Here is a 16,697-nt window from a genome sequence, read left to right on the forward strand (position 1 = left end):
ACGACCATTCGGCAGTTCGACGATTCGCAACGCCCCGGGGTTGCGGCATACTCGACGCCTCTGGAGATCCATCAAGCATGCCCGAGCAACTCAATACCCGCGTCGAAGACTGTTTCCAACTCGCTGAATCCTTTTTCAAACGTCCTTTCAAACGCCCCGTGGTGAGCCTCAAGCTGCGCGGGCAAAAAGCCGGGGTCGCGCATCTGCACGAGAACCTGCTGCGCTTCAATCCGCAGCTGTACCGGGAAAACACCGAGCACTTCCTCAAGCAGACCGTGGCCCACGAAGTCGCACACCTGATCGCCCACCAGCTGTTCGGCGACCGCATCCAGCCCCACGGCGAGGAGTGGCAACTGATCATGCGCGGCGTTTACGAATTGCCACCGGATCGCTGTCACACCTATGAAGTCAAACGCCGCAGCGTGACCCGCTACATCTACAAATGTCCGTGTGCGGATAGCGATTTTCCGTTTTCGGCGCAGCGCCATAGCCTGGTCCGGCAGGGGCGGCGGTATCTGTGCCGGCGCTGTCGCAATACGCTGGTGTTCAGTGGCGAGATGCGGGTCGAGTAAGTCCCCACCTCGTTCCACGCTCTGCGTGGGAACGAGCTACAAAACCACTTTCGCGGCACGTAGTTCGGCAATCCGCTCCGGGCTCAACCCCAACTCCGCCAACACCTGATCCGTATGCTGCCCCAGCGCCGCCCCGACATGTCGCGGCGCCGGCAATGCCTCGGAAAACTTCAGCGGGCAAGCGATCTGCGCCTGCGCCGAGCCATCGCCACGGGGCACCTGCGTCACCAGTTCCCGCGCCTGCAATTGCGGATGCCGCACCGCCTCGCCCAGGTTCAGCACCGGTTCGACACAGGCATCGATTCCGGCGAACAGCTCACACAGTTCGGCAAAGTCATGCTTCTCGAACTCGACCTTCAAGGCGTCCTTGAGCGCCCGCTGCTGTTCGGGTTTGGGTGACAAGCCCTGCGCCGCCAGTTCCGGCCGCCCCAGCGCCGCACACAGTTGCTGCATGAAGGCCGGTTCCAGACTGCCCACCGACATCCAGCGCCCGTCTCGAGAGCGGTAGTAATCGTAGAAACTGCCGCCATTGAGCATCTGCTCTTCCCAGCCCGGCTCTTCGCCGCAGGCCAGATACCCGGCTCCGGCCATGGCGTTCAGGCTGAATGCACAGTCGGTCATGCTCACGTCCAGATGGGTGCCCTGCCCCGTCTGCTGGCGAGAAATCACCGCCGCCAACAGGCCGATCACCCCGTGCAGCGAGCCGCCCGCGACATCCGCCACCTGCATGCCCAGCGGCAACGGCCCGCTGTCGGCGCGCCCGGTGTAACTGGAGAGCCCGGCCAGTGCCAGATAGTTGATGTCGTGGCCGGCGCGATCCTTGTACGGCCCGGTCTGGCCGTAACCGGTGATCGACACATAAATCAGCTTCGGATTGATCGCCTTCAGCGCCTCGTAACCCAGCCCCAGCCGCTCCATCACACCGGGGCGAAATTGCTCCAGCACGATGTCGTAATCCGTCAGCAACTGCTTCACCAGCTCCAGCGCTTCGGGCTGCTTGAGGTCCAGTGCCAGGCTGCGCTTGTTGCGGTTGAGATAAGCGTGACTGGCCGAGACGCCGTGATCGTGAGGCGGCAACACCCGCACCAGGTCGAGGCGGGTCGGCGATTCGATGCGCAGTACCTCGGCGCCCATGTCCGCCAGCAGCAGCGAGGCGAACGGCCCCGGCAGCAGGGTCGAGAAATCCAGAATCTTCAGTGAGGCCAGCGGTGCAGACATGGGCATTCTCCATCAACGATGCATGCAGCCTAGGCAGCCCTCGGCGATGGGGCAATTACCGGATCCATCAGTTGCGCTGACCGTTGCGCTCAAACAGCAGACAAGAAAAAACCCGCCGAAGCGGGTTTTTCCATTCGAGCGATGCTTACTTCACATTGCTCGGGGTCGGGCCTTCGGCCACGCCCAGGTCGTCTTCTTGACGCTCGTCAGAGATACCGCGACCGCCCGAGGCCAGCTCGGATTGCAGCACGTCGGTGTCCAGCTCCTTGACCCACTTGGCCACGACGATGGTCGCTACGGCGTTGCCGACCAGGTTGGTCAGGGCGCGGGCTTCGGACATGAAGCGGTCGATACCCAGGATCAGCGCCAGACCGGCCACCGGCAGGTGACCTACGGCCGACAGGGTGGCCGCCAGTACGATGAAGCCCGAACCGGTCACACCGGCTGCGCCTTTGGAGGACAGCAGCAGCACCAGCAGCAGGGTGATCTGATGGGTGATGTCCATGTGGGTGTCGGTCGCCTGAGCGATGAACACGGCCGCCATGGTCAGGTAGATCGAGGTACCGTCGAGGTTGAACGAGTAGCCGGTCGGGATGACCAGACCTACCACCGATTTCTTCGCGCCCAGACGTTCCATCTTGATCAGCATGCGTGGCAGCGCCGATTCGGAGGAGGACGTACCCAGTACGATCAACAGTTCTTCACGGATGTAGCGCACCAGCTTCAGTACGCTGAAACCATGGGCCCGGCAGATCGCGCCCAGAACCACCAGCACGAACAGGATGCAGGTGATGTAGAAGCAGATCATCAACTGACCCAACTGCACCAGCGAGCCGACACCGTAGGCACCGATGGTGAAGGCCATGGCACCCAGCGCACCCAGCGGCGCCAGTTTCATGATCATGTTGATGATGTTGAACATGACGTGGGCGAAACGATCGATCAGGTCCAGCAGCGGACGACCGTACGAACCCAGGCGATGCAGCGCATAGCCAAAGATCACCGAGAACATCAACACTTGCAGGATGTCACCGGTGGCGAATGCGCCGACGATGGTGTTCGGGATCACGTTGAGGAGGAAGCCAACGATGCTCTGGTCTTTACTGGCCGTCACATAAGTGGCGATTTTCGAGGCGTCCAGGGTGGTGACGTCGATGTGCATGCCGGCGCCCGGCTGCACAACGTTGACCACGACCAGACCGATCAGCAGGGCAATGGTGGAAACGATTTCGAAGTACAGCAGCGCGTAGCCGCCGGTCTTGCCCACGGATTTCATGTTCTGCATGCCGGCGATGCCGCTGACAACGGTACAGAAGATGATCGGCGCAATGACCATTTTGATCAGTTTGATGAACCCGTCACCCAGTGGCTTGAGCGCCACACCGGTCTGTGGGTAGAAGTGACCGAGCAGGATGCCGATGGCGATGGCAACGATCACCTGGAAATACAGGGATTTGTACAGTGGCTGACGAGTCGTCATTGCAAAGTTCCTCAAGAGTCCCGCGTGGCAACATCCATCTGTTGAACGCGACACCTGAATTGCGAACCCTCCTGCACTGGAGGGATTTGTTGTGTCGAACGGCGCTTTTCCGGACCGGCTCGGCGCACGCTTCTGTGGCTCTTATCGCAAACGTCGTGCCACTTTGGTGCAAATCGCTGCAAGCCTTTTGATATCAGGGGATTCGAGTTTTTCTGTGTCACCATTCGGTGACTCAAGTGTGGCGGATTTCCGCCAACTCGCCCGACCTCGTCCTACAATTTGGCGGAAATCCGCCTTGTTACCGATCAAAGGCAGCCGCTACCATCGGTCGCCAGAGGAAGGATCTGCCGCTCATGCGCGAACGCACCATCGCCAGTCACTTTGCCCGCGCCGCCCTCGGTGGCGCGCGGCGCTCGGGTTACGACTATTCGGACCTGCTGCAGCAACTGGGCATCAGCCCCGAACTGCTCGACGAGCCGCGCGCGCGGATCGCCCCGGAACAATTCACCCAGTTGATCCAGAACCTGTGGCTGGCCCTGGACGACGAATACCTGGGTTTCGGCAACGCGCCGAGCAAACCCGGCAGCTTCGCCATGATGTGCCACGCGATCATTCATTGCCGCAGCCTGGAAAAGGCTCTGCAACGCGGCTTATTGTTTTATAGCCTATTCCCCGAAGCCCCGCGCCTGACCCTGACCCATGAAGACGAATGGGTGCGCCTGAGCCTCGACGATGCGCAATTGTGGGACCCGGATCACTTTCTCAGCGAGAGCCTGCTGGTGATCTGGCATCGCCTCGGCAGCTGGCTGATCGGCCAGCGGATTCGTCTTGAACAGGCGAGCTTCAGCTACCCGAAACCGGCGCACGGGGCGGAATACGATTTGCTGTTTTCCTGCCCGCTGGAATTTTCGGCAACGCAAAGCAGCCTGGTATTTCACAGCCGCTATCTGCACATGCCGCTGTTGCAGGACGAACGCACCCTCAAGCATTTCCTCGAACGCTCCCCCGCCGACCTGCTGTCCCGCCCGGACGACGGCAACAGCCTGAGCAGCCGACTGCGTCGCTTGCTCAGCCACGACAGCGCACGCTGGCCGGATCTGGAAGCCGTGGCCGCGCACCTGCACATCAGCCCGCAAACCCTGCGCCGGCATCTGCGCGAGGAAGGCACCAGTTTTCAGGAATTGAAGGATCAGTTGCGGCGGGACATCGCGATTTATCACCTGGGGCGGGCCGATCTGTCGTTGCAACAGATCGCCGAACAGCTCGGGTTTTCCGAGCCGTCGGCGTTTCATCGGGCGTTCAAGAAATGGACGGGACTGACGCCGGGGGCGTATCGAGCGCAAGAACACTGAAAAAGGTCATTCGCCATAGAAGGAAACAAACTGGGCACTTTGCCTCCCTGCTGAACCTTCCTTTCTGCTGATAGGGTTCCCCTTCAAGACAATCACCCTCCGCAACCTTTGCATCTGGCAGGAAGCCTGATGCGCACGGAGCTTCATGAAGGAACGACCATGCTTCAATCACCCATTGCAACCCTCACCACACTTGCTTTGCCATTCCTGTTGACGGGGTGCCTGGTAAATCCAGTACAGCCTTCCATTGATCCAACGCCGTACGAGACGCCGGAATATCGGGCTCAGAAAGCTCTCGCAATCGTTAATGCGTCGGCTCTCTATGCTCGTGGCGGCACCGGTCAGGACGTGGCTGTAGCCGTTGTCGACTCGGGTTTGAACGACAATCTGCCGGAGTTTCAGGGCAGGCTGAGGGATCCGGGATTCGATTATGTCGAAAACCGGGTCGGCACCTTCGACCGAATTGGTCACGGCACCCAAATGGCCGGCATTCTGGCGGCCAACAAGGACGACAAAGGCATGCACGGTATTGCCTTCGGCGCTCAGTTGATCCCTTATCGCTTCGGTGACGACAACGAACCATTTTTCTTTGATAGCGAGATAGCACAATCCTGGCAAGCAGGTTTCGACAAGGGCGCGCGGATCTTCAACAACTCCTGGGCCAACGCCATCCCGGCGACCGAGATCAATGAGGCGCGCTACAACCAGGTCATGCCGGAATCATTGGCCACAGCGCGGAATATGGTTCAGGAAGGGGCGGTCTTCGTGTTCCCGACCGGAAACGAGTTGAAACGGGAACCCTTGGCCGAACCTGGTTTGCCGCTCGCCCTGCCTGAACTTGAAAAAGGCTGGATCGCGGTGGTTGCCCTGAAGAGCGATGGCAGCACCATCAATGCGAAATCCAACTACTGCGGCGTGGCGGCAGCCTGGTGCATCGCTGTACCGGGCGGTGACTCAGGTTCCGACCAAGGCCTGTTGACCACCAACAAGAATGGTCAATACACCGAGACCGCTGGCACGTCGCCCGCTGCCGCGCTGGTTAGCGGAGCGCTCGCAGCTCTGCAAAGCCGCTATCCGGAACTCACGCCACAACAAGTCCGCGAACGCCTGCTGAGCACCGCGAACCGGACAGGCATCTATGCAAACAGTGAAGCATACGGTCGGGGCCTGCTGGATCTTGAAGCAGCTTCTCGTCCGGCCCCGCAGTCCATGGTTGATTGACGGGGCCGAGGCCGGCGAACATGAAGGGCTGACACGATAGCAGTGAAAGCAATGCGACTGATGTCATCGCCGATTTGCTGCCGACAGAGGCCAAAAAGTCAACGTTTAAATTGTCGGAAAGTGAATCCTGAACGCCGCCCCGCCCATCGGCGAATCACCCAGGGTCAGTTTCGCGCTGTAGCTCTCGATGATGTCCTTGACCACTGCCAGCCCGATCCCCTGCCCCGGATGCTGGCGATCCAGGCGTTCGCCACGCTCGAGAATCCGTGCGCGCTGATCAGGTGGTACGCCGGGGCCGTCGTCTTCGATGCACAGCTCCATTCCGGAATGGCTTTCGCGCACGCTGATGCGCACCTCGCCCAGGCACAGACGGTAGGCGTTTTCCAGCAGGTTGCCCATCATCTCCAGCAAGGCGCCCTGCTCGATCGGCACGTAACAGTGCTCCGGCAGATCGAAGGCGACGCGCACGTGTTTGTCGCGGTAGACCTTATCCAGCGTGTCGCACAGGCTTTGCAGCACCGGGCGCAGGCGCACCTGATGGCGTACCAGACCGCTTTTGCGCAGGCTGGCGCGTTGCAACTGGTAGCCGATCTGCTGGCTCATGCGTTCGATCTGGGTTTGCAGCACCCAGGCCTGATCTCGGTCTTCGGGACGCTGGGCCATGTCTTCGCTGACGCCCTGCAATACCGCCAGCGGGGTTTTCAGACTGTGGGCCAGATCGTCGAGGGAGTCGCGGTAACGGCTGCGCTGCTGGCGTTCGCTGTGCAGCAGGCGGTTGAGGGAACCGGTCAGTCGCAGCAGTTCGCGCGGGTGTTGTTCACTGAGGCTTTCGAGGGTTCCGCCTTCGATTTCGTCAAGTTCCTGACTAAGCCGGCGCAAGGCTTTCAGACCCCAGGTCAGGCCGATCCACAGCAGCGCCAGCAGTACCAGCAATGCCGCGCCAAAACCGAGGTAGAGATTTTCCCGCAGGCCTTCGAGGGTGGTTTCGTATTCGCGCACCGGTTGCAGGGCCACGATACTGAAGGCCGCGCTCTTGCCGCCGAGCAGTTTGACTTCGACGTCATAGACGAAGAATTCCTGCCCGTTGGCTTCGCGGATCCGCGCGAACTCGTTGCCGAGGCCGTCGTAGCGCGGCGTGTAGTTGATCTTTTCTTCCTGGGTGCCCTTCGAACGCCAGACCAGATGCCCTTCGCGGTCATAGATGTAGCCGAGCAGGCGGTTGTCCGTGAGGTTGAAGCGCTCGTCGGGCAACTGCGCCGGCATCATCAAGCGGTTGTTTTCAACCCGCGCGGCAGAGATCAGCGTGGTGACGTCGGACGCCAGCCGCTGCTCGATCGAGTCCTGCAGCGCCAGGCTGAACGCGCCCTGCATCGCCGGGAGCAACGCGAGCATGAACAACACCGCCAGGGTGGTGGCGGCGAGCATCAGCCGGACGCGAAGGGAACGGATCAAGTGCAGCGCTCATTGAACAGGTAACCGAGGCCGCGCACGGTGTCGATCGGCTTGAACCCGGCCGGGCCTTCCAGCTTGCGGCGCAGACGGCCGACCAGCACTTCGATCACGTTCGGATCGCGCTCGTCGTCATCCGGGTACAACTGCTCCATCAGCCGATCCTTGGGCACCACTTGCTGGTGATGGCGCATGAGGTATTCGAGGATCCGGTATTCGTAGGCGGTCAGCGCCAGCGGTTGCTCATCGAGGCTCGCCTGCTTGCGATTCAGGTCCAGCAGCAACGGGCCGGCAACGATGGTCGACTGGGTGAAACCGCTGGAGCGGCGCAGCAACGCATTGAGCCGCGCTTCGAGCTCTTCGAACTGGAACGGCTTGACCACGTAATCGTCGGCGCCGGCGGCCAGGCCTTCGACCTTGTCCTGCCAGTTGCCGCGCGCGGTGAGGATCAGGATCGGAAAGGTCTTGCCGCCCGAGCGCAACTGGCGGATCAGGTCGAGCCCACCCATGCCCGGCAGGCCGAGGTCGATCACTGCCAGGTCAAAGTTGAATTGCCCGGTCTGGTACAACGCCTCTTCGGCGTTGGCCACGGACTCGACCACGTGACCGCTCTCCGTCAGGCGGGTTTGCAGGTGATGGCGCAACAGCGCTTCATCTTCGACGACCAACAGTTTCATAACCTTCTCCCGGGTAAAACGAAATCTCCAGACAACCAATTGTGGGAGCTAGCCTGCTAGCGATTGCGATTTGACAGCCGACCATGATGTCGACTGTCAGGACGCTATCGCTAGCAGGCTAGCTCCCACAGGGGCCAGGGCAAGCCGCGCTTTAGAAAGCGTAGTTGGCCGACAGGTAAGTCTGGGCGCTGCTGGTCAAGTCCAGCGAGCCTTGCTTGCTGCCGCCGCTCTCTTTCATCTCGGTGCTGGCGTTGCTGCGCAGGTAACGGTAACCGAGTTCGACCGAGGTGTTCTGCGAGACTTGCTGCAGCACACCGAACTGACCGCCGACGGCGTAACCGATGTCGCTGTCACGGCTGTAGCCTGGCGAATCCTGGGTCAGCTTGGTCAGACCCGCCGTGGCACCGCCGAACAGCTTGGTGCTGCCGCCCACCGGGTAGAACAGATCGTAGCTGCCCAGCAGGTTTTCCTGGCGCAGTTTAATGCCATTGTGCGAGCCCGACACGTTGTCGTAGGTGGCGTAGTAGCGACCCTGGCTGTTTTGCTGACCCAGACGCAGGCCGTAGGTGTTGTTGCCGTCGATGGCCGCGGTGGCGTCCGGGTGGCCGAGGTTGTCGTTCAGGGCGTTGGATTTCTTGATCTTGTCGCTGGTCTGGCCAAAGGTCAGGCCGGCGAAGTTGCTGGTGGTGTCGGCGTGGGCCGCGATACTGGCGCTCATTACGGTAAAAGCCAGCAGCAGTTTATTTAAACGAGTCATGGAGTTTCCTCTTTCACAGTGCTGTTTGGGTATGGCGCAAGGTTACTGAGCCTCCCCTGTACCGCCCCTGAACGCTCTCTGAACCTCGCCTGAATGAAATGAACTAGGCTGTTTTGACCCCTTATTGTCCGGAGACCCGATCATGCGCCTGCTATTGACCCTCGCCCTTCTCGCCTTAAGCAGCCTCAGCCAGGCTGCGATCAAGACCGAGGAAATCCCCTATCAGAGCGCCGACGGCACGAAGCTGATCGGTTACTACGCCTACGACGACGCGATCAAGGGCCCGCGCCCCGGCGTGGTGGTGGTGCATGAATGGTGGGGCCTGAACGACTACGCCAAGCGCCGCGCCCGGGACCTCGCCGGGCTTGGCTACAGCGCGCTGGCCATCGACATGTACGGTGAAGGCAAGAACACCGAGCACCCGAAAGACGCGATGGCGTTCATGCAAGCGGCCACGCAAAACGCCGATGCCGCCAGCAAGCGCTTTCAGGCCGGGCTGGATCTGTTGAAGAAACAGCCGCAGACCGACAAGGATAAAATCGCCGCCATCGGTTACTGCTTCGGCGGTGGCGTGGTGCTGAATGCGGCGCGTCAGGGTGTGCCGCTGGCCGGCGTGGTGAGTTTCCACGGCGCGCTGGCCACCAAGACCCCGGCTGCGCCTGGCACTGTGAAGGCGAAAATCCTCGTCGAACATGGCGCGCTGGACAGTATGGTCACCCCGGACAACGTCACGGCGTTCAAGTCGGAAATGGACAAGGCCGGCGCCGACTATCAATTCGTCAGCCTCAACGGCGCCAAGCACGGTTTCAGCAATCCCGACGCGGATCGCCTGAGCCACGGCGATCACGGTGGCCCGGATATCGGCTACAACAAGGCTGCAGATGAAAAATCCTGGGCGGACATGCAGGCGTTTTTCAAGAAAATATTTGGTTAGGCAGAGACATCGCGGCGCGGCCATCGCCAGCAGGCTGGCTCCCACATATGCATGGCGAGCGTTTGTGGGAGCCAGCCTGCTGGCGATGATCGCGCCGCCGATTTAAACCTTGCCACTACCCAGCCCTGACGCTTACCGGCAAAATGCCCGCCATGAATGCCAGCCCTTTCCTCCCCGCCTGCTGCACGCCGCTCGATGCCCATTGGCCACTGCCGACGGTGTTGCCCGAAACCGTATTTCTGAGCACCCATTTCGACCCGTCGCGACTACTCGGCGATGACTTTCGTCGTAGCGCCATCGAGCCGCCGCCGAGCATTCAGCGTTCAGTGGCCAAGCGGCAGGCGGAATTCCTCGCCGGGCGGATTTGCGCCCGGGCCGCGTTGCAGCAATTGGAAGGCTCAAGCACTGTTCCGGCGATCGGCGAGGACCGTGCACCGGTGTGGCCGGCGCACATCTGCGGCTCGATCACCCACAGCACCGGCCGTGCGGCGGCGATTGTCGCCAACAAGCAGCACTGGCGCGGACTGGGCATGGACCTGGAAAACCTGCTCAACGCCGAACGCGCCGAACGACTGGCCGGAGAGATCCTGACCCCGCCGGAAATGCAGCGCATGGCCGCCGGCTCCCGAGATCAGATTGCGTTGTGGGTGACCCTGACCTTCTCGGTGAAAGAAAGCCTGTTCAAGGCGCTGTACCCGATCGTGCAGCAGCGCTTCTACTTCGAACACGCCGAAGTGCTGGAGTGGAATGAACAGGGTCAGGTGCGGTTGCGGTTGCTGACGGATCTGTCCAGTGAATGGCGCAACGGCACTGAACTCGATGCGCAATTTGGCGTGCAGGACGGGCAGTTGCTGAGTCTGGTCAGCATTCCTGCCTGAAGTTTTTTAGCGCCGCTCCTGATTCCTCGGCCAGCTCAGACTGAAACAAGCCCCGCCCAGGCTCTTGCTCTTGCCAATCAACGCCCGGCCATCGTGCCAGTGGATGATCCGCCGCACGATCGACAGGCCCAGCCCGTGCCCACCGGACGCCCGGGTGCGACTGTCGTCCAGGCGCAGGAACGGCGTGAAGATTTTCTCCCAGGCGGTTTCCGGCACACCGGGGCCGTCGTCCTCGACATCCACCCGGCAGCGCATTTGCCCGACCTGATAACTGACCGTGACCTTCGAACGCGCATGGCGCATGGCGTTGCTCACCAGATTCTGCAAGGCGCGGTGCAGGTAACGCGGCTCGGCCTCGACCCAGGCGTCATCGCAATCCGCTGCTGACAGGCACAGACCGCGTTGCACCGTGACTTCTGCACGCAGAGGCGCCAGCTCTTCGATCACCTGATTGACCAGCGCATCCAGGTCAATGCGCTGGAAGGTCAACGCCGGCGAGCCCTGCTCCAGCCGGGCGTACGTGAGCATTTCGTCGACCAGTTTGTCGAGGTCCTCGATGTCGTGGTCCATGCCCTCGCGGTATTTTTCCAGCGCCTGCGGGGTGGTGGCCGAGCCGATCATCTCCAGACCGAAACGCAGGCGCGCCACCGGCGTGCGCAATTCGTGAGACACCGCGCGCACCAGTTCACGCTGAATGGCGAGCAACTGCTGCAAGTGCTCGGCCATGCCGTTGAACGCCGCCGCCAGTTTGCCCACCGAGTCGGCACCCCGGGCCGGCACCCGGGTTTCCAGACTGCCCTTGGCGATGCGCGTGGCGGCAGCCTCGAGCCCGCGCAAACGCCGTTCGAGCTGCCGCACCAATAAATAGACGATCAGGCCGATCAGGGTCAGCCCGAGGGCCGCGATCAAAACCAGCCATTCCGGCGGGTACGGGTTCATCTGATACAACGGCCCGATTTCCAGCACCCACGGCGTGCCGACCATACCGGCGAACACCCGGATCGAATCGCCACCCTTGCCCAGCGCCATCACCGTATCGCCCTCGGACACCCGACGGCTCTGGTCTTCATCCATGTCGGCATCGCTGACCGTGACCAGCCGCAAATCAAAGCCGAAGCCTTTGTCTTCCTTCAATTGCGCCAGCCGTTTGGGCTGCTCGCCCACCGGCACCCGCACCAGTTCATCGGCCAATAGATAAATGGTCGCCCGGGCCAGTTGCTCGCTGATCTGCTGCACCTCGCCCACCAGCACCAGTTGATCCTTGTCGCTGACCAGCCGATAGACCTTGGCCGCGTGCGGGCCGGTCTGTTCGACCAGCGCCTGGCCGCGCTGCACCCGGGTGCGCTGAGTCAGGTCGAGGTCGGTCTGGGCAAAGGTTTTCAGCGCCAGCGGAATCCCGAGCAGTCGCTCCCACACCAGCAAGGCGCGATGGCGCTCGGTCTCGTTCATCGGTTGCAGGTTGTCGGCCATCAGCGAAAACGTGCCGTGGGCCAGACGCTCGCGATACTGCTCGCTGCGCACCTGATTGAGCAGGTGCAGCGCCAGCACGCCGAGCACCGCCACCAGAATCAGCGCCGCGCACATGCCGCCATAGATGCGCAGGAAGATCGAATTCACAGCGGCAGGTCTGCGCAGGCTTCCGGCACGAACAGGTAGCCTTTGCTGCGAATGGTCTTGATCAGGCGCGGATGGTCGGGGTCGTCGCCGATCTTCGGGCGGATGCGCGAAATGCGCACATCGATCGAACGGTCCTGGCCGTCGTAGCCGATGCCGCGCAACGCGGTGAAGATTTCTTCCCGGGACAGGATCCGTCCGGCGTTGGACACCAGCAGCCAGAGCAGATCGAATTCGGCACTGGTCAGCTCGATGCCACTGTCGCTGAGCCAGGCTTCGCGCAACGCGTTGTCCACCACCAGCGGGCCGAATTGCAACCGACGGGGATTGCCTGCCGATGGCTCCGGTGTGTCACTGCGTCGCAGCAACGCCTGGATGCGCGCCAGCAGCAGCCGTGGGCGCACCGGTTTGCACACGTAATCGTCGGCACCGAGGTCGAGACCGAGGATCTGGTCGGCGTCGTCAGTGCGCGCGGTGAGCATCAGGATCGGCCCGTCGTAGCGGTCGCGAACCTTGCGGCAAATGCTCAGGCCGTCTTCGCCGGGGAGCATCAGGTCGAGGATCACCAGGTCCGGCTGTTCCTTGATGATCCGCGCCGCCGCCAGTGCACCGTTGCCTTCGATCTCCACGCGCAATCCGTTGGCTTGCAGGTATTCCCGGGTCAGTTCGGCCAGACGCTGATCATCCTCGACGATCAATACCTGCCAGGCTTCTTGCTCCACGAGTGACCTCTGCTTGCCGATGCTGCTTATAAAGGAAGGATCCTCCCGTCTTTTTGTCATCTTTAAGGAGGATAAGAATGCGTGCGCATGGGCCGATTGTATAAACGGCGAACAACCAGAACACAAGTCGGTAAATGCGTTCGGACAAGGCGGATTTTTGTGATAGGGTTCGCGCCCTCAAAATTCCGCCGCGGCATTTTTTTGCGGTGAAAAACAGTGACAGACGGTCTAGCTCAGCAGGTTCGCGGCCTACACGGGAATTCCTGGTTTCTTACACAATTTACGCACAGGTTTATCCACAGCTCGTACGTTGCAAGCCCCCTCGAAACGCATTATCTTGTAGCACGGCGCGAGGACAGACCCTACATATAGGGTTTTCCATTCCAGAGCCCAACCACATTTCGGACCTGAAACTCAAGTGCTTTATTGCCAGTTTCCGGTTGAACCAAGCAAGTTTTTCAAAGCCCAAACCGCACTTGCGGATGGCACCGTTTTTCAGGTTGGCAACGACCGGAACGGTACGGGTGTTGCAGTCATTACTGTCACCCTGGAAGTAATCCGGCTCGAGCCTTGGCTCGTGGCCGAAAACTTCGGCAAGGATGCGGCGTCATTAGCCTTTTTCCTACTGGTCCGAAGTTGTTATGCCCGACGCCCGTCGGTTGTAGTGCTTCGGACCAGAACGGTGAGCACCATGATGGTGCCCAAACAAACATAGAGAATGTGGAGATCACCCCCCATGCAAACCGACACAACTCGCGAGAACCCGCAGGGCACCTTGCCGCAGGCCGCCGATTCGAATTCGGATCTGGCTGCCACCGCGCCTGGCCAACTGCGTGTGATCAAGCGTAATGGCACTGTCGTTCCTTACACCGATGACAAGATCACCGTCGCTATCACCAAAGCGTTCCTCGCAGTTGAGGGCGGCACCGCTGCCGCTTCGTCGCGAATCCACGACACCGTTGCCCGCCTGACCGAACAGGTCACCGCGACCTTCAAGCGTCGCATGCCGTCGGGCGGCACCATCCACATCGAAGAAATCCAGGACCAGGTCGAACTGGCCCTGATGCGTGCCGGCGAGCAGAAAGTGGCTCGCGACTACGTGATCTACCGTGACGCCCGTTCCAAGGAACGCGCCACCCGCACCACCGCCGAAGCACCGGTACAGGCGCACCCGTCGATCCGCATCACCCGCGCCGACGGCAGCCTCGCGCCGCTGGACATGGGCCGCCTGAACACCATCGTCACCGAAGCCTGCGAAGGTCTGGCCGAAGTCGACGGCGACCTGATCCAGCGCGAAACCCTGAAGAACCTGTACGACGGCGTGGCCCTGAACGACGTCAACACCGCGCTGGTGATGACCGCCCGTACCCTGGTCGAGCGCGAGCCGAACTACTCGTTCGTGACCGCCCGCCTGCTGATGGACACCCTGCGCGCCGAGGGCCTGGGCTTCCTGGGCGTGGCCGAGAGCGCCACTCACCACGAAATGGCCGACCTGTACGCCAAGGCACTGCCGGCCTACGTTGCCAAAGGTATCGAGTTCGAACTGCTGAACCCTGTGCTGGCCTCCTTCGACCTGGAAAAACTGGGCAAGGCGATCAACCACGAGCGTGACCAGCAATTCACCTACCTGGGCCTGCAGACCCTGTACGACCGTTACTTCATCCACAAGGATGGCGTGCGTTTCGAACTGCCGCAGATCTTCTTCATGCGCGTGGCCATGGGCCTGGCGATCGAAGAGAAGCAGAAAGAAGACCGTGCGATCGAGTTCTACAACCTGCTGTCCTCGTTCGACTACATGGCTTCGACCCCGACCCTGTTCAACGCCGGTACCCTGCGTCCACAGCTGTCGAGCTGCTACCTGACCACCGTGCCGGATGACCTGTCGGGCATCTACCACGCGATCCACGACAACGCCATGCTGTCGAAATTCGCCGGCGGCCTGGGCAACGACTGGACCCCGGTTCGTGCGCTGGGCTCGTACATCAAGGGCACCAACGGCAAGTCGCAGGGCGTGGTTCCGTTCCTGAAAGTGGTGAACGACACCGCCGTCGCCGTTAACCAGGGTGGCAAGCGCAAAGGCGCTGTCTGTGCCTACCTGGAAACCTGGCACATGGACATCGAAGAGTTCATCGAGCTGCGCAAGAACACCGGTGATGACCGTCGTCGTACCCACGACATGAACACCGCCAACTGGATCCCTGACCTGTTCATGAAGCGCGTCTTCGATGACGGCAAGTGGACCCTGTTCTCGCCGTCCGAAGTACCGGACCTGCACGACCTGACCGGCAAGGCCTTCGAAGAGCGCTACGAGTACTACGAAGCCCTGACCGAATACCCGGGCAAGATCAAGCTGTTCAAGACCATCCAGGCCAAAGACCTGTGGCGCAAGATGCTGTCGATGCTGTTCGAAACCGGCCACCCATGGCTGACTTTCAAGGATCCGTGCAACCTGCGCAGCCCGCAGCAGCACGTCGGCGTGGTTCACAGCTCGAACCTGTGCACCGAGATCACCCTGAACACCAACAAGGACGAGATCGCGGTCTGCAACCTGGGCTCGATCAACCTGCCGAACCACATCGTCGACGGCAAGCTGGACACCGCCAAGCTCAAGCGCACCATCGACGTCGCCGTGCGCATGCTCGACAACGTGATCGACATCAACTACTACTCGGTACCGCAGGCGAAGAACTCCAACTTCCGTCACCGTCCGGTCGGCCTGGGCATCATGGGCTTCCAGGACGCGCTGTACCTGCAGCACATCCCTTACGGTTCCGACGCTGCCGTCGAGTTCGCCGACAAGTCGATGGAAGCGGTCAGCTACTACGCGATCCAGGCTTCCTGCGACCTGGCCGACGAGCGCGGCTCGTACGAGACGTTCCAGGGTTCGCTGTGGTCCAAAGGCGTACTGCCGCTGGATTCGCAACAGATCCTGATCGAAGCACGTGGCCAGAAGTACATCGACGTCGACCTGACCGAGTCCCTGGACTGGGCACCGGTTCGCGCCCGTGTACAGAAAGGCATCCGTAACTCGAACATCATGGCCATCGCACCGACCGCAACCATCGCCAACATCACCGGCGTCTCGCAGTCGATCGAACCGACCTACCAGAACCTGTATGTGAAATCGAACCTCTCGGGCGAATTCACCGTGATCAACCCGTACCTGGTTCGCGACCTGAAGGCTCGCGGCCTGTGGGACTCGGTCATGATCAACGACCTGAAGTACTACGACGGTTCGGTTCAGCAGATCGAGCGCATCCCGCAAGAACTCAAAGAGCTCTACGCGACCGCGTTCGAAGTGGACACCAAGTGGATCGTTGACGCCGCCAGCCGTCGTCAGAAGTGGATCGACCAGGCTCAGTCGCTGAACCTGTACATCGCCGGCGCTTCGGGCAAGAAGCTGGACGTGACCTACCGCATGGCCTGGTACCGTGGTCTGAAAACCACCTACTACCTCCGTGCCCTGGCCGCGACCAGCACCGAGAAGTCGACCATCAACACCGGCAAGCTGAACGCTGTTTCCAGCGGCGGCAACCACGGCGACGACTCGGTCCTGGCAGCCCCTGCCGGCCCGGCTCCAGTACCGAAGGCTTGCGCCATCGACGAGCCGGATTGCGAAGCTTGCCAATAAGCTGAGCTGAATCGGGCGTTGCGAAACGCCTGATCCGAGAAACCCCCGACAGACTTCTGGTTTGTCGGGGGTTTTCTTTTGCCCGCGCAAAAAGCAAAAGCAAAAGCCGCCCTCACCCTAACCCTCTCCCGGAGGGAGAGGGGACTGACCGAGGTGTTTTATAGAGATACGCCGACGTGAAATACCGAGGTG

At 61.1% G+C, this 16,697-nt stretch carries 13 protein-coding genes; 6 read left to right on the top strand and 7 right to left on the bottom strand.

Features of this window, described 5'->3' with window-relative positions:
* Window positions 1–77: 77 nt before the first annotated feature.
* Window positions 78–572, top strand: coding sequence for a SprT family zinc-dependent metalloprotease (locus ACTJK9_RS11500; protein WP_007957760.1), 495 nt, complete (start codon window positions 78–80; stop codon window positions 570–572).
* Window positions 573–608: 36 nt separating this feature from the next.
* Here ACTJK9_RS11500 and ACTJK9_RS11505 read toward each other — a convergent pair whose 3' ends face one another.
* Entirely contained in the window at window positions 609–1,790 is a 1,182-nt protein-coding gene (locus ACTJK9_RS11505) for a CaiB/BaiF CoA transferase family protein (RefSeq protein WP_440813911.1), read from the bottom strand.
* Between the two features lie 145 nt (window positions 1,791–1,935).
* Window positions 1,936–3,270 carry a dicarboxylate/amino acid:cation symporter gene (locus ACTJK9_RS11510; protein ID WP_074688172.1) on the bottom strand — a complete coding sequence of 445 codons (1,335 nt, stop codon included), beginning with the start codon at window positions 3,268–3,270 and terminating at the stop codon, window positions 1,936–1,938.
* Between the two features lie 353 nt (window positions 3,271–3,623).
* Between ACTJK9_RS11510 and ACTJK9_RS11515 the strand changes: the two genes are divergently transcribed.
* Both ACTJK9_RS11515 and ACTJK9_RS11520 read left to right on the top strand, forming a co-directional pair.
* Window positions 3,624–4,622 (top strand): AraC family transcriptional regulator, encoded by a 999-nt coding sequence (locus tag ACTJK9_RS11515; RefSeq protein ID WP_085610712.1) that lies wholly within the window; start codon window positions 3,624–3,626, stop codon window positions 4,620–4,622.
* Between the two features lie 159 nt (window positions 4,623–4,781).
* Window positions 4,782–5,843: a S8 family peptidase gene (locus ACTJK9_RS11520; protein ID WP_085610713.1), complete on the top strand. Its 1,062-nt coding sequence runs from the start codon at window positions 4,782–4,784 to the stop codon at window positions 5,841–5,843.
* Between the two features lie 105 nt (window positions 5,844–5,948).
* On the opposite strand, the gene ACTJK9_RS11525 is transcribed toward ACTJK9_RS11520, so the two are convergent.
* The 3 genes from ACTJK9_RS11525 to ACTJK9_RS11535 all read right to left on the bottom strand — a co-directional run bounded on the left by ACTJK9_RS11525 (window position 5,949) and on the right by ACTJK9_RS11535 (window position 8,726).
* Window positions 5,949–7,295: an ATP-binding protein gene (locus ACTJK9_RS11525; RefSeq protein ID WP_085610714.1), complete on the bottom strand. Its 1,347-nt coding sequence runs from the start codon at window positions 7,293–7,295 to the stop codon at window positions 5,949–5,951.
* Window positions 7,292–7,969: a response regulator transcription factor gene (locus ACTJK9_RS11530; RefSeq protein ID WP_039772894.1), complete on the bottom strand. Its 678-nt coding sequence runs from the start codon at window positions 7,967–7,969 to the stop codon at window positions 7,292–7,294. Before ACTJK9_RS11530 ends, ACTJK9_RS11525 begins: the two co-directional genes overlap by 4 nt.
* A 151-nt stretch (window positions 7,970–8,120) precedes the next feature.
* A complete protein-coding gene (locus ACTJK9_RS11535; protein WP_064598671.1) occupies window positions 8,121–8,726 on the bottom strand; it encodes a hypothetical protein in 606 nt (201 codons plus the stop codon).
* Between the two features lie 142 nt (window positions 8,727–8,868).
* Between ACTJK9_RS11535 and ACTJK9_RS11540 the strand changes: the two genes are divergently transcribed.
* Both ACTJK9_RS11540 and ACTJK9_RS11545 read left to right on the top strand, forming a co-directional pair.
* Window positions 8,869–9,660, top strand: a complete 792-nt coding sequence (locus tag ACTJK9_RS11540) for a dienelactone hydrolase family protein (RefSeq protein ID WP_440813916.1) — start codon at window positions 8,869–8,871, stop codon at window positions 9,658–9,660.
* A 152-nt stretch (window positions 9,661–9,812) separates the two neighbouring features.
* Complete coding sequence (locus ACTJK9_RS11545; RefSeq protein WP_440813918.1) at window positions 9,813–10,538, top strand: 4'-phosphopantetheinyl transferase family protein; 726 nt, start codon at window positions 9,813–9,815, stop codon at window positions 10,536–10,538.
* 6 nt (window positions 10,539–10,544) lie between these two features.
* Here the strand turns inward: ACTJK9_RS11545 and ACTJK9_RS11550 are convergent, their stop codons facing one another.
* Together ACTJK9_RS11550 and ACTJK9_RS11555 are read right to left on the bottom strand one after the other, a co-directional pair.
* Window positions 10,545–12,155: an ATP-binding protein gene (locus ACTJK9_RS11550; RefSeq protein WP_007957745.1), complete on the bottom strand. Its 1,611-nt coding sequence runs from the start codon at window positions 12,153–12,155 to the stop codon at window positions 10,545–10,547.
* Entirely contained in the window at window positions 12,152–12,874 is a 723-nt protein-coding gene (locus ACTJK9_RS11555; protein ID WP_064598677.1) for a response regulator, read from the bottom strand. The genes ACTJK9_RS11550 and ACTJK9_RS11555 overlap by 4 nt, the downstream gene beginning before the upstream one ends.
* A 736-nt stretch (window positions 12,875–13,610) precedes the next feature.
* On the opposite strand from ACTJK9_RS11555, the gene ACTJK9_RS11560 reads away from it, so the two are divergent.
* On the top strand, window positions 13,611–16,505 hold the full coding sequence (locus ACTJK9_RS11560) for a ribonucleoside-diphosphate reductase subunit alpha (RefSeq protein WP_011335505.1): 2,895 nt from the start codon (window positions 13,611–13,613) through the stop codon (window positions 16,503–16,505).
* Window positions 16,506–16,697: the final 192 nt, after the last annotated feature.

This window comes from Pseudomonas sp. 22082, from assembly GCF_052046055.1.
GTDB lineage: Bacteria > Pseudomonadota > Gammaproteobacteria > Pseudomonadales > Pseudomonadaceae > Aquipseudomonas > Aquipseudomonas pharyngis.